Source organism: Brevibacillus sp. DP1.3A, assembly GCF_013284245.2.
In the GTDB taxonomy this organism is placed as follows: Bacteria; Bacillota; Bacilli; order Brevibacillales; family Brevibacillaceae; genus Brevibacillus.
Genome location: NZ_CP085876.1, coordinates 3808765 through 3833663 on the forward strand (window position 1 = coordinate 3808765; position 24899 = coordinate 3833663).

Annotated in this window: 21 protein-coding genes and 1 pseudogene; 4 read left to right on the forward strand and 18 right to left on the reverse strand. The window is 48.2% G+C overall.

Annotation, left to right across the window (positions count from 1 at the left end; all coding sequences use genetic code 11):
• Positions 1 to 29: 29 nt before the first annotated feature.
• Positions 30 to 641, reverse strand: a complete 612-nt coding sequence (locus tag HP399_RS17155; RefSeq protein ID WP_173617746.1) for a DedA family protein — start codon at positions 639 to 641, stop codon at positions 30 to 32.
• Positions 642 to 897: 256 nt separating this feature from the next.
• Between HP399_RS17155 and HP399_RS17160 the strand changes: the two genes are divergently transcribed.
• Positions 898 to 1725 carry a DUF1308 domain-containing protein gene (locus HP399_RS17160; RefSeq protein ID WP_173617747.1) on the forward strand — a complete coding sequence of 276 codons (828 nt, stop codon included), beginning with the start codon at positions 898 to 900 and terminating at the stop codon, positions 1723 to 1725.
• An 82-nt stretch (positions 1726 to 1807) separates the two neighbouring features.
• Here the strand turns inward: HP399_RS17160 and HP399_RS17165 are convergent, their stop codons facing one another.
• Positions 1808 to 2314, reverse strand: a complete 507-nt coding sequence (locus tag HP399_RS17165; protein ID WP_173617748.1) for a GNAT family N-acetyltransferase — start codon at positions 2312 to 2314, stop codon at positions 1808 to 1810.
• A gap of 279 nt (positions 2315 to 2593) precedes the next feature.
• Here HP399_RS17165 and HP399_RS17170 point away from each other — a divergent pair, with 279 nt between their 5' ends.
• Positions 2594 to 4339: a cysteine desulfurase-like protein gene (locus HP399_RS17170; protein ID WP_173617749.1), complete on the forward strand. Its 1746-nt coding sequence runs from the start codon at positions 2594 to 2596 to the stop codon at positions 4337 to 4339.
• A gap of 40 nt (positions 4340 to 4379) precedes the next feature.
• Here HP399_RS17170 and HP399_RS17175 read toward each other — a convergent pair whose 3' ends face one another.
• The 5 genes from HP399_RS17175 to cyoE form a co-directional block, all read right to left on the reverse strand.
• Positions 4380 to 5987, reverse strand: coding sequence for a SagB family peptide dehydrogenase (locus HP399_RS17175; protein WP_173617750.1), 1608 nt, complete (start codon positions 5985 to 5987; stop codon positions 4380 to 4382).
• 22 nt (positions 5988 to 6009) lie between these two features.
• The gene (locus HP399_RS17180) at positions 6010 to 7950 is read right to left on the reverse strand and encodes a TOMM precursor leader peptide-binding protein (RefSeq protein ID WP_173617751.1); all 1941 of its coding nucleotides are present in this window, start codon (positions 7948 to 7950) and stop codon (positions 6010 to 6012) included.
• Positions 7947 to 9890, reverse strand: coding sequence for a putative thiazole-containing bacteriocin maturation protein (locus tag HP399_RS17185; protein WP_173617752.1), 1944 nt, complete (start codon positions 9888 to 9890; stop codon positions 7947 to 7949). Before HP399_RS17185 ends, HP399_RS17180 begins: the two co-directional genes overlap by 4 nt.
• 155 nt (positions 9891 to 10045) lie before the next feature.
• Positions 10046 to 10351 (reverse strand): heterocycloanthracin/sonorensin family bacteriocin, encoded by a 306-nt coding sequence (locus tag HP399_RS31170; protein ID WP_173617753.1) that lies wholly within the window; start codon positions 10349 to 10351, stop codon positions 10046 to 10048.
• Positions 10352 to 10523: 172 nt separating this feature from the next.
• The gene (cyoE, locus tag HP399_RS17195; protein WP_173617754.1) at positions 10524 to 11447 is read right to left on the reverse strand and encodes a heme o synthase; all 924 of its coding nucleotides are present in this window, start codon (positions 11445 to 11447) and stop codon (positions 10524 to 10526) included.
• A gap of 180 nt (positions 11448 to 11627) precedes the next feature.
• Between cyoE and HP399_RS17200 the strand changes: the two genes are divergently transcribed.
• Positions 11628 to 12227, forward strand: a complete 600-nt coding sequence (locus HP399_RS17200; protein ID WP_173617755.1) for a TetR/AcrR family transcriptional regulator — start codon at positions 11628 to 11630, stop codon at positions 12225 to 12227.
• Between the two features lie 13 nt (positions 12228 to 12240).
• Here the strand turns inward: HP399_RS17200 and HP399_RS17205 are convergent, their stop codons facing one another.
• The 3 genes from HP399_RS17205 to HP399_RS17215 are packed head-to-tail and all read right to left on the reverse strand — an operon-like array spanning position 12241 to position 14196.
• A complete protein-coding gene (locus HP399_RS17205) occupies positions 12241 to 13437 on the reverse strand; it encodes an MFS transporter (RefSeq protein ID WP_173617756.1) in 1197 nt (398 codons plus the stop codon).
• Between the two features lie 23 nt (positions 13438 to 13460).
• Positions 13461 to 13835, reverse strand: coding sequence for a hypothetical protein (locus HP399_RS17210; protein WP_173617757.1), 375 nt, complete (start codon positions 13833 to 13835; stop codon positions 13461 to 13463).
• 25 nt (positions 13836 to 13860) lie between these two features.
• Positions 13861 to 14196, reverse strand: coding sequence for a hypothetical protein (locus HP399_RS17215; RefSeq protein WP_173617758.1), 336 nt, complete (start codon positions 14194 to 14196; stop codon positions 13861 to 13863).
• A gap of 195 nt (positions 14197 to 14391) precedes the next feature.
• Here HP399_RS17215 and HP399_RS17220 point away from each other — a divergent pair.
• A pseudogene (locus HP399_RS17220) lies at positions 14392 to 14717 on the forward strand (alpha/beta fold hydrolase); the annotation flags it as partial.
• A gap of 75 nt (positions 14718 to 14792) precedes the next feature.
• On the opposite strand, the gene HP399_RS17225 reads toward HP399_RS17220, so the two are convergent.
• The 8 genes from HP399_RS17225 to accB all read right to left on the reverse strand — a co-directional run bounded on the left by HP399_RS17225 (position 14793) and on the right by accB (position 24674).
• Positions 14793 to 15290 (reverse strand): SRPBCC family protein, encoded by a 498-nt coding sequence (locus HP399_RS17225; protein ID WP_173617759.1) that lies wholly within the window; start codon positions 15288 to 15290, stop codon positions 14793 to 14795.
• 90 nt (positions 15291 to 15380) lie between these two features.
• Positions 15381 to 16727 carry an acetyl-CoA carboxylase biotin carboxylase subunit gene (gene accC / locus HP399_RS17230; RefSeq protein ID WP_173617760.1) on the reverse strand — a complete coding sequence of 449 codons (1347 nt, stop codon included), beginning with the start codon at positions 16725 to 16727 and terminating at the stop codon, positions 15381 to 15383.
• A 14-nt stretch (positions 16728 to 16741) separates the two neighbouring features.
• On the reverse strand, positions 16742 to 17191 hold the full coding sequence (locus HP399_RS17235; protein WP_173617761.1) for an acetyl-CoA carboxylase biotin carboxyl carrier protein: 450 nt from the start codon (positions 17189 to 17191) through the stop codon (positions 16742 to 16744).
• A 22-nt stretch (positions 17192 to 17213) separates the two neighbouring features.
• Positions 17214 to 18779: an acyl-CoA carboxylase subunit beta gene (locus tag HP399_RS17240; protein WP_173617762.1), complete on the reverse strand. Its 1566-nt coding sequence runs from the start codon at positions 18777 to 18779 to the stop codon at positions 17214 to 17216.
• Positions 18780 to 18783: 4 nt separating this feature from the next.
• Positions 18784 to 19836, reverse strand: a complete 1053-nt coding sequence (gene meaB, locus HP399_RS17245) for a methylmalonyl Co-A mutase-associated GTPase MeaB (RefSeq protein ID WP_173617763.1) — start codon at positions 19834 to 19836, stop codon at positions 18784 to 18786.
• Positions 19833 to 22004: a methylmalonyl-CoA mutase gene (scpA, locus tag HP399_RS17250; RefSeq protein WP_173617764.1), complete on the reverse strand. Its 2172-nt coding sequence runs from the start codon at positions 22002 to 22004 to the stop codon at positions 19833 to 19835. Before scpA ends, meaB begins: the two co-directional genes overlap by 4 nt.
• Positions 22004 to 24127 carry a methylmalonyl-CoA mutase family protein gene (locus HP399_RS17255; protein ID WP_173617765.1) on the reverse strand — a complete coding sequence of 708 codons (2124 nt, stop codon included), beginning with the start codon at positions 24125 to 24127 and terminating at the stop codon, positions 22004 to 22006. Before HP399_RS17255 ends, scpA begins: the two co-directional genes overlap by 1 nt.
• A 31-nt stretch (positions 24128 to 24158) precedes the next feature.
• On the reverse strand, positions 24159 to 24674 hold the full coding sequence (accB, locus tag HP399_RS17260) for an acetyl-CoA carboxylase biotin carboxyl carrier protein (protein WP_173617766.1): 516 nt from the start codon (positions 24672 to 24674) through the stop codon (positions 24159 to 24161).
• Positions 24675 to 24899 lie beyond the last annotated feature (225 nt).

Genomic DNA, 24899 nt, shown 5'->3' on the forward strand with positions numbered 1-24899 from the left:
TCCCTTGAAGGAAAGATGGTTTGGAGGTTTTAGGCATCCGCTTTTCGTTTGCGGAGGAAAAAAATGAGAAACGCTATCCCCGCAAATGCGAGTACAGCATAAACGACACTGGAATAGAGATCGAAATAGTACAGAATGTCTTCCCACGATTCCCCCAATAAGTGACCAGCCATCACTAGGACGATGTTCCAAATAAGCGTACCGAGTGTTGTAAACAGCAAAAACAACGGGAAATTCATTTTGGTCATACCAGCTGGAATGGAAATCAGGCTTCTGATTAATGGGATCATGCGGCAAAAAAAGATCGTCCAGTACCCGTATCGGTCGAACCATTCATTCGCTTTATGGATATCTGCCGTTTTAATGCGTAGAAGATGCCCCCATCTCTCTACGATCTTCTCTATTTTTTTGACGTCTAGGTAATAACCGATTCCATAGAGCATGATGGCCCCGATCACCGAACCGATTGTAGCTGACAAGATTACGCCAAAAACCGTTAAGGATGATTGAGTCGTCATAAATCCACCGAAGGTCAAGATCACCTCAGAAGGTATGGGTGGAAAGATGTTTTCCAGTGCCATCATCAGTAAGATACCGAAGTAACTATATTGTTCAATAATTTGGGTCATCCAGTTCTGCATGCTATCCCTCACAATTATCTACCAATGCTTATCTCTCCAGTATAGAGACACGCGTTGCATAGTTCAATGAAAAGCGATAATCTTTTCCTTTATTTCAATACGAAACAAGGAGGTCTTGGGTTACCCTTCCATTGAAAATTTTCATGCAGACTATTTTTTAAATAATATTGCAATTCAAGGGAATATGTGGAATATTGAGGTGGTACCAACCACATCACATAACTCAAAGTTGATATCTTTAGGAGGTGAAAACGGCATGTTTCGCAAGTTTGTCTATTCCTTTGTATGTCTGTTACTGTTTATGACCGCTGGTGCCGTTGATGTAAACGCTGCCGCACCAAAAGTAACTGGCACACTATTCATTGAGAAACCATTCAAGAAAGAAGGACTTCGGTTTCAAACGACCGTTACTGAAATCGACAATCCAAAATACGACTCACCAATGTACCACGTAAATACGGTTGTCACCAATATTTCGCGGAAACCGATCACGTACACGACTGCTCATTGCTATGGTGTGACAACACGACTAGAAGCGTATGCCTCTGGAGACTCTTGGGAGCTTCCCTACCCTGAAGACGAACCTGCCTGTACCCCGGACATCAAGGAGAGAACCTTAAAGCCCGGGAGAACGATCGAGCAAGATGAATATTTCCGAACAGATGAACTGCCGGATGATCTTACGCCAGACTATTTTCAAGTGAATTCTTCTGTGCGCATCCTCGTTGGACCGGAAGATAAGGAACGCAAAGAGGAACTCGTAAAGATGCAGACGCAATTTCTTGCAGGGCTAGCTCTCCATCCAGATGAGATTGAGCTCCAGGCTGAAGCGAGTGAGCTTCCTAAATCGTATTACGAAATCAATGCGACAGGAAAAGTCTCTAATAAGGAAATCAAGCGCGTAACGCTTCAGGTCTTTAATACGCTCATTACGTTGCGAATCGACTCGAAGTCAGGAGAGTTTACCACGAAGAAAAAAGTAAAAGCAAAAGGTCCATCCCTTCAATCAGGTGTACTCGAGCTAACGTATAAAGATGGGACGAAACATATCTACAACATTCCCATAGAAAATTCCAGCAACTAATGTTCTCCACGAAAAAAAGGACTGCCATGTGTGCGTCCTTTTTTTCGTGTTTCACTCTGGTTCTGTTCTGTCGTGCTATTCCCTACTGCTTAGACCAGTAAATCAATGTGTCGTCCCTCTTCATTTCTGCAAAGCCCATTTTGACTAATATTTTCGCGGAATCTATATTATCTAGCAAGCACTTCGCTGTAATCTTTTTCACATCTGGCTGCAACAACGCCCAATTCGCTAGGCCTTCTGCTGCCTCGTACGCGTAACCTTTTTTTCGTTCGGCTTCCATAATTCCATAGCCGATGTCCACTTCTCCCTCCGCATTCGGTACTCCCTTGAACCCTGCATCCCCGATGATCTTCATGCCATCTTTTGTAATGATCATCCTCGATTCAAATCCTGTCGGTTCCCCTGTGAGTTCGAGTGCTTTGATGATTTTGGGTATCGTTTCCATCGCATCCTCATCAGGCCAGCCTTTTCCTAATGTAAGCCCCATATCCAATAACTCTTCGTAATTTTCTTGCAAAATATTCGCCGCTATTCTATGTGTAAATGGAATCAATATGAGCCGTTGTGTATGAATGCTTTTTTCATTCATGAACAGGTACCCCTTCCTTTTCCTTCATTGTCAGTGACGATATTTACGTTGGATTTACACTCCAAATGTTTTTTCAGAAAGGGTCTATTCCTACACCTCGGCTACTCTTTCATTACTCCGATAGGAAGAATCACTCGGGCACTACCATTATAGCATGATTTTCCATCCCTTTTTTCTTAGAACGAATTGAAGATTGATTAATTGGAATCTTTTCCGAATAATGAGAGATAACGAATGATGACGGACACCACGGAAATCCAGTTGGTAAGGAGTGAGAACATGTCCACAACGCTAAACACTGAGCTTGTCCGCATTGAGCCCTGGGCGGATCACGATCTTCCCTTGCTGCGTCTTTTGAATGCGCCTGCCATGATGGAGCATCTTGGAGGCCCCGAGACGGAAGAGCAGCTCCTTGCTCGGCACGAACGATACGTCAATAAGGACGGACAGCTAACGAGCAAGATGTTCAGCATCGTACTGCTGCCAGATCACACCCCCGTCGGAAGCATCGGCTATTGGGACCGCATCTGGCAAGGAGAAAACGTATACGAAGTAGGCTGGAGCGTCCTGCCTCCCTTTCAAGGGAAAGGAATCGCTTCTGTGGCTTTAGCCTCACTCATCACAAGCATCAACCAAGAACGAAAACACAAATTTATTCATGCCTATCCCTCCGTGGATAATCCTGCTTCCAATGCCATTTGCCGTAAGCTCGGTTTCACTCTGCAGTCAGAATGCGTCTTTGAATACCCTCCAGGAAGTTTTATGCGCTCCAATGATTGGCGATTAGAAGTTGCATCAGGACATTTCCCCATTGAAAAAGTCCGGGAGCAATTCCCCGCGCTACAACGAACTTACAAGGGCAAACCAGTTGTTTATCTCGATGGCCCAGGCGGCTCACAAGTCGTAAAATCCTCCATGGACGCGATCTATCGCTATATGGCGAACGGTGGAGCGAATTTACACGGCTCTTTTCCAACAAGCAAGGAGACAGAAGCCATCCTTGCAGATGCGAAGCAAGCCGTAGCAGACCTTTTCCACGTGAAGCCGCTGGAGGTAGCCTTCGGGGCGAATATGACCACCCTGACCTTTGCGATTGCACGTGCATTAGGTCGACATTGGAGAGAAGGGGATGAGATCATCGTCTCCGAAATGGATCACCGCGCCAATGTAGATCCGTGGCTGACTGTTGCCGCTGATCGCGGAATGACCGTTCGGTGGTTAAAGGTGAACAAAGAAACACTTACGTTACAACTAGATGAGCTCGATACCCTACTTACTTCCAGGACCAGACTTGTGGCAGTCGGGCTTGCTTCCAATGCTGTCGGAACGATCCATGATCTCGCTGCCATATCCCAAAAAGCACGTGCAAAAGGAGTTATTGTTGCTGTCGACGCCGTGCATGCAGTCCCGCACTTCCCCATCCATCGTGACGAAATTGGAGCCGATATCCTGCTCTGTTCTGCTTACAAGTTTTTTGGCCCTCATGTGGGAATCGCTGTCATTTGCAAAGAAATTTTTGAAGCACTCGATGTTTACAAACTGGTTCCTGCCCCCGCTTCTTATCCAGATAAACTGGAGACCGGAACACAAAATCATGAAGGAATCGCTGGAATCAGACCCGCTATCGAATTTGTAGCTTCGCTTGGTTTCGGTGATAGCTTCGCTGAAAAAATCTGCTCTGGTTATGAGGTGATCGAAGCCTATGAAAATCAGTTGGCTGAAAAGCTGCGAAAAGAACTAGGCGCAATGAATGGTGTCACCATCTATCAAGCGTGTGAAGATGTTCCGAAAACACCAACGATCGCTTTTAGGATCGAAGGGTTTACTCCCCAAGAAATATGTGAGCGATTGTGCGAGGAGCATAGCATATTCGTTGCGGACGGGGACTTCTATGCGACAACACTCGCCAATTGTTTGGGAATCAGTGAAAGTGGCGGCTGGATACGAGCGGGGCTGGCACCGTACAATACCCACGAGGAAATGAACCGTTTCATTCAAGGTATCAAAGCCATTATAAGGGCATAAAACAAGACCCGGGTCAACGCGACTCGGGTCTTCCACGTTTTTATCCATGAAGCCCGCCCTGAAATCTGGCGCGGGGGCGATAATGCCCGACCGGAATTTGGATCAAGCAGGTTTTCTCTTCTGTCTCTAGGTTGTATAGATCGTCGCAATTTTCCACGTCAAATCCGAGTAACGGATGACCGCCCATTCCACACGTGAACGCTGCTAATAGCAAGTGATGCACGACGATTCCCGCCTCCAAATGCTGGATGCGATACCCTCTAAGCCCTAGCTGATTGATCAAATGATCGCGTTTACCCGCCACATGAAAGCAGAGCGGCACTTGATACAAATTCACGTTGTCCAGGGTCATTCCGTCTTGAAGGCGTGCTCGTAAATCTCCATAGACAATCGGATAAAGAGCGTGCTCCAGTGGTTCGTAAGCGTATGCCCCATCTCGTATCCCTTCTACCTGATGAATGCTTACAAAGAGAGAAAGCCTACTCCACGCTACTTCTTGATTTTTCCCCAAATCATTGCCATACGATAGAGCACTCATCGTCATTTCCACGATACGCGCTACCTGATCCTGGTCTGTTTTTCTCCTGATAAAGTCCATTTCCGGCGAAAAACGCTCCCGGCAATACTGCGCCAGATCATAGTTTGGTTTCTGCAAACGCGGGAGAAGAATTCGCTCATCGGAACGACGAAGCCACTTGCTTTCCAACTGATCTGAATAACGCGTAATCGAATGGGTAGATTCCTGCATGGCAGCTTGATTCATTTGCAGGAGCGCAGGATATTTTCTCATTCTTTTTGAGCGCATCATATGCACATGCTTTTGTTCAGGCAGTTCTCGGATTAACTCGCTTGCCGTCTCCTCACCTCGCTCTGCCCAATGTGCGGTTGAGTGCGACTGCCTCTCCCCATCTATTTGAAGCGCTAAGGGAACTACCGCGTATACACTCTCTTGATCGGCAGACAATCCTAGAAGTGTATTCATCGCTCTATCTAGAAACTGGTAGTGTACCGCAGTCGTTACACCGAACTGGTTTGCCATTTCCTGCAATTGTCCAAGCAGTACTCCAGCATCGAGGCCCTGCAATCGATAGGAAAACTCATCATACTTAAAAAAGTTCTTCCAAAAATAGGTGGATACGAACGCAACTCCAAAGCAAGCATGTACCGGGCAACTGCCGCCAAGTGCTCGGCTTAGGAAGTGATCAAAATTCCCTTCGCGCAATTGTACAAGTCTGTGATGGGCCACATCGTAGTGGTATAGACCTGAAGGAATACTAGACAGCTTTATATACACGTACAGCTCACTCGGATAGAGCGCCCCTCCAGACGGAACTGGTCTTCGATTGGTTACAAGCGACACAAACGACTCAGATCCTACATCTGCCGGAGTTGTGGTTAACAACGATTGGCTGATTTGGATGAGGCCATAGCTATACCATAACCAAGCGCCCAATTGAGGAAGAGACATCTCTTGTGAAACCGTAAGATCTGCGAGCGATAGAGGGACGTCTTCTGGCAGTGGAATAACAGGTAGCCCCCTGTACAGCTTGTATGTCAGTGGCGCATCCCCCCAATCCACTTCGAGATCACTTGGCCTGGCGTTTTCCGTATCAAAATGAAGGCGGTACAAGAAATTTTCGAGACTCATCCGGCTCACTCCCAGATGCATGTTATGGAAACGGATGCGGAAAAGGATTCAACTCGTCTACACGCAGTGGTTGTTTCGTGTAACCCAGCTTCACAGGGACCTCCAATACTCTTTTCAATCCCGTTACTCGCGTGAGATGCTGGCCAAAAGTCATCGGGAGCATGCCAGGAATCAATACGCGTACGCAAGATAAGCCGTGGCGCCCTACCTCTGGTGTCGTTTGATCTACTACAATGACATCGAGATCTAACTTTTGGAACACACCGAGCAACTCCCGCAAATCGTCTGTGAGATCACGATGCTGGTTTCTTCTAGGAAATTGTTCAGCGAAAGAGACCATCGAACGTGAATTATCCATAAGAAAGGATAAGCGCTCCGCTGCTTCCGGCAAGCTGTAAAGCATCGCATGGTCGTCCATCTTTTTCACTAGGGACGAATCATGGAGCATGCGTAAATATTTGTCTCGGTTCGCTTCGTACTTGTCTGTCAAAGTCATGAGCATGGCAGCCGTTTCGTAAATGGAGCTTTTTACAGCGCGGATGGGGTCTGGATGCGCTCCTGCTGCACAAACGAGGTGCAAGCCTTCTTCTCCGCGGTTTTTCGCAATCGTCCATACAGCGGGAATTCCATTTTCCATTGTCGCATCGAACAAGTACAAATCGTAATTGGTAACGGTCTGCATCCGATCAATTAGAAGAAGCAATTCCTGGTCATTGACCGTAGCGGGATCGAGACGTGGTAATGGCAGTTGGGCATACCAGGTCAACAAGAAAGCATCTCGCTCAACCACTTCGAGGATTCCGTAAAAAATCGCCTCCTCCAAACTGCCGCCTAACGCACAGCCATTGGAGGTCTCAAATACAACTCCCTCCCCGAATCCCATACTGTAGTAGGCCATGAGCTCAGGTACAAGAATGGGTCGCTCTTCTTTAAAGGAATAACCCCATACCCAGTTCATCTCTCGCTTGGGATCAAACGGCTGAAAAGGAAAATCTGGTAGGGCATACTGCTCTTCTGAATGGGTCCCCGCCGTTGTCGGATCAAGGGCATGCGGCGCAAGGTTTGCATAGCAGTCACGCACCATCGTCCTCTTGCCACGCGGCATCAGCCCGCAATATCTTTCCATTCCCTCCAAAATCGCCGTTAACTCGCTATCCGCGTACGAAACGGATCTGCCTGCTGTACCCTCATTATGCGAAAATAAAGGCAAATTGACACTTACATCTGCAAAAACAGAGACGAGATCACGGACTTTCCCGTTCAAAAATCCGGTTCGGGAATCCAAATACTCGGAGGTAAGTGCTTGTTGCAACTCAGCAATGGATTTTGTGCGGTAACTATCAGGACTTTGCTTTATGTTGGGCTTCAAGCGTATTCTTGCCCGATCCTCTGAATCCTCAGGCAACCGACTACATACTGAACATAATGGATTTGGTAAAAAGAAATGGCGGGTACTTGTCAATGTTTGTAAATCAATGAATTGGATATGCTCCGATAAGTGGGCTTGCCTGCCCTCTACGAAACGTAACACTTCCGCGATTACGTGGTGAGCCACCTGTAGTAAGCCAGAGCGGGATGACCACGGATCCCGATGTATTTCGCCTTTTTCGCTCAGCATTTTTTGTACCTTCCACATCTCTTGCCGATCGCGTCCCGCCATCAAACGACGCATATCTGCGCACTGAGAGCACCCTGTTTGACCTGGTCGTACCAGCGGGCCTACAATCGCTTCTCCGAATGAAACAAAACCGCGCAGCCATGGAATATTCGCTTGTTGGAAATGTTTTTCTGCTTGCAGATACAAGGTAGGATGATAGGTATCGTGTAACAGAAGTGCCAAGTCTGCTACCCTTGTCGCCGATTCCATTTTCTCACTCCGCCACACGCGGTAATCCGTCATGAGACGTTCTGAAATCAGCTCTGCTAATACGCCATCTCCGATTACAAGAATGTCAGCACTCATTGAAGCACCTCCCGAGAGAGCAGCAAAGCGAATACCCCGCCAAGGTCTTCCTCCAAGAAAGACTCTATCGCCGCATTTATGATCAGAGGTTTTTTGTGATGAAGTGCTAAAACTTCGATAGCGTGCTGCCAGACTTCATGTTCTGATTCTTCTTTGCTAGGGATGAATGCCAATTCCATTATTTCACCCGTCATTGCTACAGATTGCGCTGTAAGTACATACTTAGATAATGGTGTTGATTGATTCTGGATACGATGTAAGGCATGCATTAACGCTTTTTGCAACGCGTCTAGCTCCTGTAAGCCAACACTCCCAAACCAACCGGAGCGCGTTCCCACCCAAATAACCGGAAAACCGCACACATCATGGCCCTTGGCAATCTTCGGTTCTTCACCCAATGTAGCGAATGACCGCATATAATACTGAGACTGCTCATCCGCAATCGTTCCAGCGTGAACAGGTCTAGCTGTTGGTTGTCGTCCTTTCATTTCTGACACATACGTGAGTGTTAAACAATGTAGTAACGCCCGACTTAACCCTTCTGCTGCCGTTTCTCCTGCTCCAATTCCGATGTTTCCATCTATCCCCACTTGTAAAGCCCTGTTTTGGGTAGCGAGATGGTTCACCATTCTTCCGACATACATCTCTGCCCCAAGTAATCCAGCTTCTCTTCTCGCCTCGTCATGGTTATAACCCGCGCATACGACGGATGGCAAAAGCTCTGAGGGACCATCTGCGACGGGATCGACTGCCGTAACGATACACTGAGTGAGCGGCAATTGCGTTAGCTCACCCTCATCCCAACTGTCAAAAATTCCGGTACCAGATGAGGTCCATGATGGAAACAGCGACAATAGACTTTCCTTTTGTTCTGCCTCTTTTGATAGCCGCGATTGGAGATCACGGTCATCTAATACCTCCATGCTCATCTCTTCACTCAGCATCGGATGCCGCATAAATGACTGCCAGCTTCCTTCTAATGTCTCTAGATTTAGCAAATAAACCTTGTTGGCGACCTCTGTTTCTATGGCCCCTGTAACGTATTTAAACCATTCAAAAACAGCAATGTTGGCCAACATGGCTGCTGCAGTCATAGAAAACGCATGATGATCGGGGTCCTCACTCAAAGCTTGTCGATGCAACCGACGCCAAGCCGATTCAAAGCAAGCCTCCGATTGCGGATGAACCAGCGGCCCAACCATTCCTTTTTGGAGTACGAAAAGCGCTGGAATAAACACCTTCTCTTGCTCTCTACACACAGAATGAATAACACTTGTTTCATCCTTGTTTGTATGTGCTGATGTGTACAAAACCGCAGTGAATGGCTCGATTGCCTCCGACCACTCTACCTTGCCCCACGACGCTGGTTCTAGCTTTTCCAGCTTTACATGCGGGTCTTTCCTGCGCGAATTCTCGATGATCGTCTCTAGCCGCTCACGATCAGTCGGAGTCTCACCCGTCATTGCATAATGGAATTGAACGCATCCCGATTCTAACAATGCATGGATGACAGAAAGGAGAAATGGGCCAGCTCCGATTACCAAAACGTTTTCTGCTCGATATTTTTGAAACCGATACCCTCCCGAACCGCCAAACTGGTCCAAAAATTCAATCTGCGCTGCATACGTGGACATCGTTTCTCGGGATAAATCATGTGGTTTATCCTGACTCACGTCCTGGAGAAATCCATTTTGCAAAAGAGTGCCTGCTACCTCATATATTTGCTGTTGGTATTCATCAGGCAAATCATCGGTCAATTGTTCCAGTGTATGCTCACCATTAAACATGGGCATTAATTGGTCTACCCATCGTTCGATCATGTCGCCCTTCATGCGGAAGGTCCCAATGTTATTGCGAAAATATACACTACCATCTGCATCGGGTATATAAACTGTATCCCGTTTCACTTTTATACGCATCGAAGGATTCAACCTATCCATTCTCCGCCCCCTCCCTTTGCGAAATCCGTCTATTTGTGACGAGACATGTCACTCTCATTTTATGTAGGACTATTTGTCTCACATTCCTGTTCGCAAAAAACAAAGCTCCTGCCAAAACAATACTGTTGGCAGGAGCATAATGCGGGGTACGATCATTAATCGTTATCAAATATGACAAAGCATGGAAAGAAGCAAGAGCAACTGCAAGAGCAACTGCAACTGCAAGAGCAACTGCATGAACAGCTACAGACGCAAGAACAGGAGCAAGAGCAACTGCAACGACTACAACGACTACAACTGCATCTACTGCATCTACTGCAGCCACCGCATCTTCCACATCCGCCACACCGTCCGCGAACGAGCGTAGCTTCATTCATTTTTTCTTTGTCCCAACGCTGTACTTTATCCGATTTTATTTCAGATGCCTTTAGTTTTTTTAGCTCTTTTTTGAAATCATCCATTCATTTTCACCTCCGCCACATCATGGAGCTACTCTAAACTTATGAAGCGAAGTTGGGTATTTGTTCCATAATCACGCGCCCATTTTTTGTTGAACATGAGAAAAACTCGCTATGCTGCAAGGTTCCCTGACAAAAAAAGAAGCCGCCCTCAAAGTGAAGGCAGCTTGGATGATCACTGATACAGTTTGAAGATAATGCCCATGAGTGAGTAAATAATCACCGTCGAGAACAGCACCGTCATATGAATCAGCGAATAAATAAACATCGTTTTCGACCATTTCTGTGAATCCATTTTCCGGTATCCAAAAACACTCAGAACCAGCCATAAAATATTCAGGAGCAGGGCCATAAACGTAAGACCAGCACTTAATGACCAAAATAGAAAACTGCTAGCAATTAATATAACCAAATAAACATTTGTTTGAATGTAGGTACGTCTTGCACCTTTGACCACGGGCAACATAGGAACCCCAGCCGCCTTGTACTCATCATGCTTGCGAATCGCAATCGCATAGAAGTGAGGCATTTGCCAAATGACCATGATGATAAAGAGACCAAGGATCGCAGGATGCGTGATATCTGGATGAATCGCAGCCCAACCGATAAGTGGCGGCATTGCGCCAGAAATACTTCCTACCTCCGTATTGTAAACCGTTCTTCTTTTGGTCCACATCGTATAAGGCACGACATAAAAAAACAGTCCGAGAAAACCCATAATAGCAGCCAACGGTGATGCCAAGACGAGAGCCACCAAGCCAATAATCGTCATTAGGGATGCTAACCATAAAACTGTCTTCGTTGATATGTCTCCTGTCACCGTAGGTCTGTTCTTCGTCCTCTCCATGACAGAATCGATATCGCGATCATACACGTTATTAAAAGCACCCGCTGCGCCCATGATTAAAATAGAGCCGATTGTAGCAAATAAGATTTCTGGCAGCTTATCTAATAGACTGAAGTGATACGTATATAAAGCCAATGTTAATCCGGCAAACATCGTAATCAGATTCGATTTGATAATCCCCGTCTTAACCGTTTGCGCCAAAATATTGGACATAGGCCGATTCCGCGTTGCAACGCTTTCTTCCCTCTGCATTCGTACACTGTCCCCTCTTACTAGATGATCTATATCTATCGTACTCCAAAATAGCATGACATAGTAGACGGTTAAATCCTACAAAACTGCCATTTGTATCTTACATACCAATAAGGATTTAAATACTACATGGAATGTTAATTCTATATGGTATGATTGTCAAGAGAAGGAGGCGGGCGAATGAACAGACGCAGATTAACCCAAGCAGAGCGTAAACAGGAAACACGGCAATTGCTCATTGACGCAGCCATTGAGACCTTTGCTCAGTTAGGCTTCCACGGGGCTTCCGTTGATAAAATCGCAGACCATGCTGGATTTACCAAAGGAGCAGTTTATGCTCATTTCCAGTCCAAAGAAGATCTCTTTCTCGCTATTTTGGAAGGTCAGATGCAATTACATGTGTCTAATATCCATCTCGTAATTGATCACCAGCCATCATTATCGCATTTTATAGAAGCCATGGACGCCTATTTTATGTCCGTTCAGCAACAAAATCGTACGTGGAACATGCTAAACCTGGAATTTTTGCTTTACGCCATGCGCGAAGAGTCTGTTCGAAAGCGATGGTCGAACATGATCATAGAGTCGGTACAGCATCTTTCCAAGGCGATACAGACCTTGATGCCAAAAGAAAGTGGCCTTACTCTATCCGCTGATGAAATGGCATGGACGATTCTTGCTCTAGAGAATGGCATGAGCATCTTTTATTACATTAGCGGCGACCAGGTGCCCCAGTCTTTATACGGAAAAGCTTTGCAAAACATGATATCATCAAAATAGCGATTGCCACATGCTAGAACGTTTCTGATTGGGCAGCCCGTTGCTTCATGATTCGATTGACTCTCTCAGAACCATATAGCATGAACGCAATGTAGAAGGCTGTAAAAAACGGTAAAATAGAAACGGTCGTCTGTGCAGCAAGCCACCCCAGCAACGGAGGCAAAAGTGTGGCACCCGTGTACGCAACCGCCATCTGATAGCCCATCAGCTTTTGTGTCTGCTCTTTCCCAAAGCGTTCAGGGGTATCATGCAGCATACAGGGATAAATCGGAGCGAAGCCTAACCCGAGCAACAGAAAACCGATTAGCGAACTGAAGGTCGGTAATGGCAACATCAACAGCGTTGCCCCAGCGAATGATACGAGAAGCCCACTGCGAATCAGGACGCGGTTGCTCACTTTGAAGGTAACAAAGCCCGTGATAAATCGCCCCACAGTAATGCCACCGTAATACATGGCTACCCACACCGCCGCTACAGCCGCAGGTAGCTCCTTCCCATTTACCAAAAAGCTGCTCCCCCATAATCCCACCGAGGCTTCAGCCCCACAATAGAAGAGAAAGGTTAGCAAAGTCAGCTTGACGCCTTTTGTCCGTAACGGTTGTTCGCTCTGCCCACGAGACGGCTGAACCTGTGACTCTTTGACAGCATGACTTTGCACGTTCTCCATTCGTTTCCATAAAGGAAGTGTAAGCGCTAGAAGTACGACTAACGCAAATTGAATGAGAGAAATGGTCAAGTATCCATTCCGCCATAAATCATGATCGCGCATGAAGCCAGACATAATAATGGGGCCAAGCGTAGCACCCACACCCCAGAAGCAATGCAGCCAGCTCATATGATGGGCTTGATAATGCGTGGCAACATAATGATTCAGAGCAGCATCCACAGAGCCAGCTCCTAGTCCCAGCGGCAATGCCAATACCATCAACCATATAATCGAAGGGGCAAAAGAAAATCCGAGCAAGGCCGCCGCCGTCATCAAACAGCTAATCAGCGTGATCTGTCCTGTCCCCAATCGTTTTATTAATGCACCACTCATCAAGCTAGATACGATCGTTCCAGACGCAATCACAATGTTAATCACACCTGCCATACCAAATGCCGCGCCATATTCTGCTTGCATGACCGGCCAAGCTGCCCCCAGTAACGAATCAGGAAGGCCCAAGCTGATAAACGACAAGTAAATCATGATCAAAAAGAATGTTGCCACTATCCCCCGCCCCCTGCTCGTTTTTACTTTCTTACTGTGAGTCTATTTAGCAATTTCTCTCCCTCTGTTTTGAACCGCTTGTTCTTTTCGAGAAATTCGTTCACTTCATTTAATTGGGCTGGTCGGTAGCCTGGGCCACCACAACCACAGGAATGATAGGTAAACCCATGCTGATAGAGAATTTCAACCTTTTTCCATTGCTTCACATCCGTTTGTTTCGGGGCCTTGAAATCATGCCCCATATCCTTCATTCCCTCACCACATTGCGGACAGCTATGCTTGATCTTGGTCCATTCTTCCTCCGTCAACTCATACTTGGAGGTTTGCTTGAACACTTTTTGGCAAGCGAAACAGGCGTATATTTGTTTATACGGACCATACATCCCATATCGACACATGATGATCAACCCCTCCCCGGTATTGCTAGGTATCCCCTTTTTTGACGAGCGTACTACCGATGAAATCAAAACTCAAAGGCGCCCCCTTTTTGTCAGGCTGCCACCCCAGCTTGATCGCCTCTTCAATGATAGCCGCGACTTCAGCTGGCTTTATCACTCTCATATCCAAATGCTGCACAAGTGGAAACTCCGCCCAGAAGTCATTTACATCTGATTTTACATACACGCGAATCAATTGACCTAATCCTTCATTGTGCTGGATCGTCAACGCAAGCAGCCCCTTCGCTGCTGGGCTAATCACCCAACGATATCGCTGCTCTCCTACCGTTATCCCCCGCGTTCCTTTTTTGGGTAATGCCATAGCTACCTCCTCATTCCGAGTAAATGTATATCAGCTCTGCCAAATAAGTTTTTATGCCGTCCAATAGTTCAGTCGAATGCTGCACAGTCACTTCTCGCTACATTTCCTTCCAACCAACCACTTCCATCCTGCCGCACATGCAGCATGGATGCAAGCCAAAGTTCAGCCTCGCAAGCCTGCACACCTTCGTACTTTTTGTTGGATGGAGCTCCTGTTACGATCGTCGGGCATTCTTTAGGAGGCGTCAACGCTTATCAATTTGCCGCTCATTATCCTGAGCTTGTGAACGCAGACATTGTGGAAGATATCAGTGTAGAATTGATGGCCGACTTATCCTTTGCAGAAAAACTCCCACATCGCTCCCCTTCTTTACACGATCTAAGGAAATCTCTCGAAGAAGTCGGCGTTCGAGTGGTCGATTATTTTTCGGAACGCATGGTGACCCAAAGACCAAACACAAAGCTTGCAAGCTTTGCTGCGTGTATCAGGCTGTAAGAAGCTTTCTTGACGAGTTGAAATAATAGCCAATGCACGCGCAAAAGGGGGAAGAGATATTGGAAAATCTCTGATCCCCCCTTTCTAAAGCATGACCTTGTTTAGCCTTGATAACTAATTTTTCCTGTTTCCACCAATTCTTTTAGTCCCCTAAACATGAGATTCCAACCATGTTCCGAGCCATCATGGTATTCTCTCAACGCTTTTTCAATATCCGTCTGCGTCCAATTTTCTTCATGCGGAACGACGATGTTTTGCGTAAAAGTCATTTCACTGCCTTGCTGCGTTTCTTTTAGCTCCACGATTAAGGTATCGGTAGAATCGCTAAACTGCGGCATCTGAAAAGTAAAGACGATTTTGTTTGGACGATCCATTTCGATGTACTCTCCGATCGCGCGATAATCTTTCCCGTCTCGGTGATCAACAATTTCCCATGTTCCCCCAACTTGGGGGTTATTTTGTGCCACTTTATTGGTTCGCTCCAATGTAAAAAACCATTTCTTCATCATCTCTTGATTCAGCCATGCATCAAACACTTTTTCAGGTGGGACATCAAAATTTCTGGTCATGTTTAGTGCAATCGTTGAATACTCCCTCATTTACATAGCTCCTTTTTGCGTTTTTCCTCGTTTTATTATAAAGAAAAACAAGCCACGATAACCCCGCAGCTTGTTCCATCTATTCTTTCTTTACAATTCCAGCGTATGTTTCTCCAAGAAGTTCGTAGCGAAATTACCTGCGACAAAGTCAGGGTGCTCCATCAGCTTCTCATGGAAGGGAACCGTCGTATGCACGCCCTCGATGACAAACTCACCTAGCGCCCGCTTCATACGAGCCAATGCTTCGTTTCGATCTGTTCCCCAAACGATCAGCTTGGCTACCATCGAATCATAGAAAGGAGAGATTTCGTAGCCAGGATAAACTGCACTGTCCACACGCACACCGTAACCGCCAGGCGGCAAGTAATTGATGACCTTCCCAGGTGATGGCATAAAGTTTTTCGCAGGATTCTCCGCATTGATTCGGCATTCGATCGCCCATCCGTTAATTTTCACGTCTTCTTGTGAGAAGGATAACGGATTTCCTGCTGCGACAGATATTTGTTCTTTAATCAAGTCGATCCCTGTAATCATCTCTGTCACGGGATGCTCTACCTGAATCCGTGTATTCATTTCCATGAAGTAAAATTGGCCATGCTTGTCTAACAAAAATTCAACGGTACCCGCTCCGTGGTACGAAACCGCTTTGGCTGCCGCCACCGCAGCTTGCCCCATTTGCTCGCGTAGCGCTTGATGCAGCGCCGGAGATGGCGCCTCCTCTACCAGCTTTTGATGACGACGTTGGATGGAGCAATCCCGCTCTCCCAGGTACACAGCGCTGCCGTGCTTATCGCCCATGATTTGAATCTCCACATGCCGTGGCTCTTCCACGTATTTTTCCAAGTACACGCCAGCGTTTCCGAATGCCGTCTCCGCTTCTTTCTGGGCTTGCCGAATCGCCTTAGACAACTCATCGGCGTCAGAAGCGACACGCATGCCTCTGCCGCCGCCTCCAGCCGTTGCTTTTACGATGACGGGATAGCCGATTTTCTCCGCCACCTGCAATGCCTCATCGATGTCATCAATCAAGCCGTCTGTGCCCGGAACTAAGGGAACATTCGCTTGACTCATCGTTGCTTTTGCTACGGATTTGTCACCCATTTTTGTGATCGCTTCAGGATCGGGACCGATAAAGGTAATCGAGCAATCTTGGCAAAGCTGGGTGAACGAAGCGTTTTCCGCCAAGAAGCCATAGCCCGGATGGATAGCGTCTGCCTTCGTATAAAGAGCGACTGTCATAATCCGTGCCATGTTCAAATAACTGTCCTTGGACGCCGTAGGTCCGATGCAATACGCTTCATCCGCCAATTCTACATGCAATGCTTCCCGGTCCGCCTCAGAAAAGACAGCGACTGTACGTATCCCTAGTTCCTGACAAGCGCGAATAATGCGGACCGCGATTTCGCCGCGATTGGCAATCAATACTTTCGTAAACATAGGCGCACTCCTTCCTACTTAGTTTTGACAACGAGCAATGCTTTTCCGTAATCGACAAATTGACCATCCACGACGAGAATTTCCGTGACGATGCCGCTAACAGGGGATGTAATGTCGGCAGAAAGCTGAAGAGCATCAGCCGTGCAGCGTCCAACTTTTTCGCCTACTTGAACAGTCTGCCCTACTGTCACTTCCGCATAGAACAGTCCTACTCCCGGAGACATGACTTGCTGTGTCACTTCCTTTGGCACCTCAGCAACGACATTGACGGACTCAGCAGTGGCGGCTGCCTCCTGATAGCCATGCTCCACTTCGCCCACCTGTACAGGCGCATTCACAGCCACGACTTCAACTGGTGCGCTTTTTTTGATCACGATGCGGGTCTTGCCCTTCTCCCATTCCAGCTCCTCAATGGAAGACTGATTCACCAGCTTGATGAATTCACGCAGTTCATGCAGCTTCATAGCAAGATCAGAGCTCCTTTTTTTAAAGTGGGATATTCCCGTGCTTTTTGTACGGACGATCTTCCTGTTTGTTTCTGAGCATTTCCAAGGCTTGCGCCACCTTTTGGCGGGTTTCGCGCGGATCGATGACATCATCCACCATGCCGAGACTTGCCGCGACATATGGATTGGCGAACTTTTCTCGGTAGAGGGCAATTTTCTCTGCGCGAGTCGCAGCCGGGTCCTCACTTTGATCGATTTCTTTTGCAAAAATGACGTTGGCTGCCCCCTCGGGACCCATGACGGCGATTTCTGCATTCGGCCATGCATATACGACATCTGCTCCAATGGACTTGGAGTTGAGCGCCACATAAGCCCCTCCGTATGCTTTGCGCAGAATCACGGTGATTTTGGGAACCGTTGCTTCTGAGTATGCATACAAGATTTTCGCCCCATGACGGATAATCCCTCCGTGCTCCTGATTGATTCCCGGGAAAAAGCCAGAGACATCTTCAAAAGTCAGCAGCGGAATGTTAAAGCAGTCGCAGAAACGGATGAACCGTGCCAGCTTATCCGATGAATGAATGTCCAGTCCGCCTGCCATGACCTTCGGCTGGTTGGCGATAATGCCTACACTGTGTCCATCGATACGCGCCAGACCGATAACGATGTTGCGGGCAAAGTTCGGCTGAACTTCCATGAAATCGCCGTGATCCACGATTTTTTCGATGACCTTGCGCACATCGTATACTTTGGTGCTTTCAGCAGGTACGAGCTCCAGAAGCTCTTCTTGCCATCCATTATTCTCTTCTGCTTTTATCACAGGTGCGCGATCACGATTGTTTTGTGGCAGGAAGCTGAGTAGCCTCCGCACTCCTTCCAATACTTCCTGTTCGGTTTCTGCCGTAAAATGGGCATTGCCGCTCACCGTCGAATGGACTTTGGCTCCGCCTAGATCTTCCGCGGATATTTTTTCACCGGTAACGGTTTCGATCACTTTTGGACCTGTGATGAACATTTGACTCGTCTTCTCAACCATGAACACGAAATCCGTAATCGCTGGAGAGTAAACGGCTCCTCCCGCACACGGACCGAGGATGACAGAGATTTGCGGAATTACACCAGAGTAAATAGCATTGCGGTAAAAAATCGTGCCGTAGCCATCCAGCGAGCTTACCCCTTCTTGAATGCGTGCGCCGCCAGAGTCGTTCAGACCGATAAAGGGAGCGCCGTTTTTCGCTGCCAGGTCCATCACCTTGGCGATTTTCATCGCGTGCATCTCACCCAGAGCACCGCCAAATACCGTGAAATCCTGCGCGAACAAATAGACGGGACGACCGTTGATTTTTCCGTAGCCCGTCACGACACCTTCGCCCGGTGCCTCCATCTGGTCGAGACCAAAATGTGTTGCACGATGCTCAACAAACGGGTTCAGCTCCATAAAGGTGTCTGGGTCAAGCAGAAGCTCGATCCGCTCACGTGCAGTCAACTTGCCGCGGTTATGTTGTGCATCGATACGAGCATCTCCGCCACCAAGCTGGATTTTATATTTACGTTCCATCAATTCATCAATTTTTTTGTACATATTGTTGCTCATAAGGGCCACCATCTCTCTATTCCTTTTTCATGATCGCATTCTCATAGATCGCCACTAATTGCTGTACGGCGCTTGTCGGTGAAATCTCGCCACTCGCAACGGCCCCCTCAATGGCAGGAAGCAGCTCGGCTACTTGCTGATTGCCAAAAAAGGTTGCGCGCAAGTAGTCCTGAGCCATACTGTGCATCCAATCGAGTAGCTGCGCTTTGCGTCTTGACTCGAAGCCGCCTGATTGGATGGTGGTTTCACGAAATTGACCGATGACCTCCCAAATATCTTCAATGCCTTCCCCTGTCAGCGAAGAACACATGTATGCCTTCGTCTCCCAGCCAGTGGTTGCCGGCTGCAAATAATGTAGAACACGATTGTATTCACCTTTGGCGATCAAGGCACGCGTGCGGTTTTCACCATCGGCTTTGTTGATCAGAAGCGCATCCGCAATTTCCATGATGCCTTTTTTGATTCCTTGCAGTTCATCGCCCGCTCCTGTCAGCATCAGCAGTAAAAAGAAATCGACCATGGACCTGACTGTCGTCTCACTCTGTCCGACTCCAACCGTCTCGACCAAAATCACATCATAGCCTGCTGCCTCACAGATCAGCATCGTTTCCCGCGTCTTCCGATTGACTCCGCCTAGTGTGCCACCCGTGGCAGAAGGTCGGATGAACGCCTGTGGATTGCGTGACAAGAGCTCCATCCGCGTCTTATCGCCGAGAATGCTCCCGCGAGTAACCGTACTACTCGGATCAACGGCCAAAACAGCGACTCGATGACCTTTTTCACAAAGCATACTGCCGAATGCTTCAATGAACGTGCTCTTGCCCGCACCTGGCACACCGGATATCCCTATGCGTACGGATTGACCTGTATGAGGAAGAAGCTGTTTGATCACCTCTTGAGCCATATCCATATGAGCGGGAGCATTGCTCTCGACCAGCGTGATTGCCTGCGCCAAAACGGTTCGGTTATTTTCCCGTACACCTGTGATGTATTGCTCCACCGATAAGCGTGGGAGGCGCGCCTTGGAGGAAACGTTCAAGAAATTCTTGTCAGCCTTGCCCCCGGTCATTGTCCAGCAGCCTCCAGGCGATACACGATCTCTTGCAGAACGTGCTGGGCTGCTACAGGAATGACTGTTCCTGGCCCAAAGATAGCTGCGGCACCATGCTCTCGCAAAAAGGCGTAATCCTGCGCCGGTATCACACCACCTATGACGACGACAATATCCTCGCGTCCCAGCTTCTTGAGCTCTTCCACCAGTTGTGGCAGCAATGTTTTATGTCCTGCCGCAAGCGAGCTGAAGCCGATCACGTGCACGTCATTTTCTATTGCTTGTTTCGCTGTTTCCTCAGGTGTCTGGAACAATGGACCGATATCGACGTCAAATCCCAAATCGGCAAAAGCGGTGGCAATCACTTTCGCGCCCCTGTCATGTCCGTCTTGACCCATTTTCGCGATCATAATACGGGGACGTCTGCCTTCCCACTGCTCGAATTCGTCTGCCATCTTGCGCACAGCCGCTACCTCATCCGCATCTGCGTATTCGGAACTGTAGACGCCGCTAATGGAGCGAATGACTGCCTTGTGTCTACCCACAACCTTTTCATAGGCATCCGATATTTCGCCCAAAGAAGCTCTTGCTCGCGCCGCTTCAATGGCCAGCTCCAACAGATTGCCTTCGCCCGTTTTCGCGCATTCCGTAATGGCTTGTAGCGTTGCTTGCACTCTCGCCTCATCCCGGTTATTGCGCAGCTCCTGCAAACGTCTGATTTGCGCTTCGCGGACAACTGTGTTGTCGACTTCGAGGATTTCCAGCGGATCTTCCTTATCCAGACGGTATTTATTCACGCCAATAATGGCTTCCTTCGCCGAATCGATATGTGCCTGACGGCGTGCAGCCGCTTCCTCGATCTTCATTTTCGGCAATCCTGTCTCAATTGCTTTTGCCATACCGCCAAGTGCTTCGACCTCTTCGATGTGCGCCCACGCTTTTTCCACGAGCTGCGCAGTCAAGGACTCGACGTAATAAGAGCCTGCCCACGGATCGACGACCTTGGTTATCTCTGTTTCGTCCTGTAAAAACAACTGCGTATTTCGCGCGATTCTGGCAGAAAAATCGGTCGGCAACGCAATCGCTTCATCCAGTGCGTTCGTATGAAGAGATTGGGTATGCCCCAGAGCCGCGGCCATGGCCTCGATGCACGTCCGCACCACGTTGTTATACGGGTCCTGCTCCGTCAAACTCCATCCGGACGTTTGCGAATGCGTCCGCAGTGCCATCGACTTTTCGTTTTTCGGATGGAACTGCTTGATCAGATTGGCCCAAATCAGGCGGCCTGCACGCATTTTCGCCACTTCCATGAAGTAATTCATGCCAATCGCCCAGAAAAACGACAGTCGTGGCGCAAACGCATCGATGTCGATGCCAGCTGCAAGGCCAGTACGAACGTATTCCAAGCCATCTGCCAACGTGTAGGCCAATTCAATATCCGCGGTCGCACCCGCTTCTTGCAAGTGGTAGCCTGAAATACTGATACTGTTGAATTTGGGCATGTGCTTGGAGGTGTAGGCAAAAATATCGGAAATGATCTTCATCGACGCTTCTGGCGGATAAATGTAAGTATTCCGAACCATGTATTCCTTCAAAATGTCATTTTGGATCGTTCCGGTAAGCTCCGACTGCGATACCCCTTGCTCTTCGGCTGCCACGATATAGAACGCCATAATAGGCAAAACGGCTCCGTTCATCGTCATGGAGACAGACATTTTATCGAGAGGGATACCATCGAACAAAATTTTCATATCGAGAATGGAGTCAACTGCCACGCCTGCTTTCCCGACATCACCGACTACCCGGGGATGATCCGAGTCATAGCCGCGATGCGTCGCGAGGTCGAAGGCAATCGACAGCCCTTTTTGTCCCGCAGCCAAATTCCGTCGGTAAAAAGCGTTACTCTCTTCCGCCGTAGAAAATCCGGCATATTGGCGAACCGTCCACGGCTGTGTCACGTACATCGTCGGATACGGTCCGCGCGTATACGGGGGCAAACCAGGCATGTAGCCGAGGTGATCCATGCCCTCCACATCTTCCATTGTGTAAAGAGGTTTTACAGGGATCTGCTCCAGCGTCTGCCACATTTGCTCCTTTCCTTGTGGGTTTGCACCCAGTTGGGGAAACAAATCAGACACATCTCTTTTGGACTGATAAGCCATTTTTGAAAAATCAGGTCGCTTCATTATGAGCTCACTCCTATCCGCTCCTGAAGTTCTCGTAGCATCTCGTAGCAATTGGAACGCATGTGGATGCAATCATCTACACCTGCCGCCTTATAAGTCGCCATCTGCTCTGCGTCAGGCAAGCCAGCCAACAGAACCGTCATCTGAGGTACACGTTGCTTGATTGCTTGCGCCAAAGGTGGAACATGCTCTGGATAACTAGCATCGTCTGAACAAATGACCGTGATCAACGCACCCGATGCGACCGCAGCTTCAGCCGCCTCTACGGTAGTAGAGAATGCTTGCTTGCGCCATACATCAAAGCCGCCAACTGCAAAAAACTCTGACGCGAAATCTGCTCGGGCCTTATGCTTTGCCACTGGCCCCATCGTCGCCAAGAACACGGTCGGTCTTTTGCCTGTTGTTTTCAAAAAATCATCAGCCTGTATTCTCAAGGTTTCAAAGCGTTCGGATGCCCGGTGAATACGGAGTGGCTGGATGATTGTCTCCACTGAATCTTCACGTTTCATGGCTTTGGCGATATCCCCCACAGTCGCTCCATGAAGCACTGCTTTTACTGCATGTGGCACGAACTCATCAGTATGTTTCGCCAACTCATCGAGCGATACGGAGACGAGAGTCGCGTTTTGTTTCAATCGAAGGGATCGTGCTTCCGCTGCTCGCTCTTCGTGAATGCTCGGAAGACTCTCGGCCTGCAGTGGCTGTTCAGCCGTATTGGGATACATGTTGGTCCCAACCAAACGGTTTTTACGCGTATCGATGCTCGTTGCTTTTTGTTCCGCGATCTGGGCGATCAAGCCTTGTGGGAAGCCTGCTTCTAATGCGCTCAGTATGCCACCTTGCGCTTCTACCTGCTGGAACAATTCCCATGCTTTTTTCGCTAATGCATCTGTGAGCCATTCTACGTACCAAGAACCTCCCGCAGGATCGATCACTTTTGCCAAATGCGCTTCTTCTTGCAAAATAATTTGCGTATTTCTGGCAATTCTTCTTGAAAACTCATTGGCAGGGCGGATCGCTTCGTCAAATGCGGATACATGCAGACTGTCTGCACCACCAATAACGGCTGAGAACGCTTCTGTCGTGGAACGCAGCATGTTGACATACGGATCGTAAATCGTCTTCGTCCAGGCCGAAGTTCTGGCGTGAATCGTCATCTTTTGGGCTTCCGTTGATCCGCCGTAGGCCGCCACGATGTTTGACCAGAGCATTCTTGCAGCACGCAGCTTCGCGATTTCCATGAAGACATCTGAGCCAATCGAGTATGAGAACTGCATTCGTGGTGCGATATCCTCTATGGACAGCCCCCGCTCAAGCATCGCTTGCAAATAGTCGACCCCTGTGGCCAGTGAAAAAGCCAGCTCCGTTACGGCATTTCCGCCGCCATCCTGATAAGGATTGCTTTGAACCAGGATCGTTTTCAGCGCTGGCGCATGATCTTTTGCCCATTTCGTCATGCTTGCCATGGCGTTATAAGCTGTCTGCAAGGAACAAGGGAGCTTGCCCTCTGTGAGCAGAACCGCTACAGGGTCTTGCCCGATGCAACCGTGAAGTTCGGAGACTTGCTGGCCTGTCGCTTCAACATGTGCCAAGATGAGTGAAAGAATGGGCAAGCCTAGCGCTCCTGTGTTCACGTAAAGAGGGACCTCTGAAAGCTTTACCCCTTGGAATGCCTGCTCTACATCCTCTCGGCAAAAAACAGATACGCCTTTGTGACCAATCGTATCTGGCAATGCCTCGTCCGGATCAAGTCCAGCCAATGCCGCTTGATCCACCAGCAGATGCAGCATCGTTTGCCCGCGCTCTAAATCGTCTACGGCTGCCTGATTGAAAGCCTTGGCACTCGTTGCGATGATTTCCTGACAGACATGCCATTTGTGTTCCTTTTGCTCGTCAGGTTGCTGATTCCCTCTATGAAAAGGCGCCTCTCCTGGTAGCGCTTCCAGATGCGGCAATGTTTCGACATCTTCGTGCCGATAGATTGGCTGGCGAACAATCCCCTCGTACGAATACGTCAGTAGCTTGGCATCAAAGGATGCACCCTTTAGCGATTTTTCTGCCGCTTCCCGCCATTGCTCGTACGTGGGAACGGAGAATTCCTTGAACCATGTATGTTTGCTCACTCTTCCAGTCCTCCCCTTAAAAGCTGCTCCATTACGCTTGCTTCACCAGGAATAACGGCTGTCCATGCTCGACTAACTGACCGTTTTCCACCAAGACTTGGACAATCTCTCCTTTTACTTCTGCTTCAATCTCGTTAAACAGCTTCATGGCCTCGACAATACAGACAATGGTAGTTGGCTCTACCCGATCGTTTACGGATACGTATGGTGCTGCGTCAACTGCCGGTGCTGCATAGAAGGTTCCGACCATGGGTGAAGAGATTTTGTACAAGTTTTGCGTCACTTCCCCCGATTTCTGAGGGACTTCCACAGGGACTTTTTCGACTGGACGCTCAATCGTTTCTTTTTTAGGCAAAGGAATAACGGGTGCCGCCGTCACGATTGGTGCGCTTTTGCTTTGTACGGGGGTCTGATGTACGGCTGTGACTTGATTCCCATTTCTTCGTTTGATACGCAAAGAAGAATCTTCATCATTTACCTCAAAAGATTCTATGTCCGTCTGCTCCAATAGCTTCACAAGTTCTCGTAATTCGTAAATGGTAAGCACGACTATTCCTCCCCAATTCCCGAATCTGACTGGCACAACCTCACGAACCGACTAGTTGGTCTTAAGTGATTGCGCAAGACCGACCAGTTGGTCTTTTCGATATTATAACAAATGTCAGAATACTAGTACAGACCAACTAGTTGGTCTGATCAAGGTATTTAATAAGGGACCATCAAGCGACTATGCCCCTGTCTCCTATCGAAAAGCTTGAGTGTAGCCGCATGA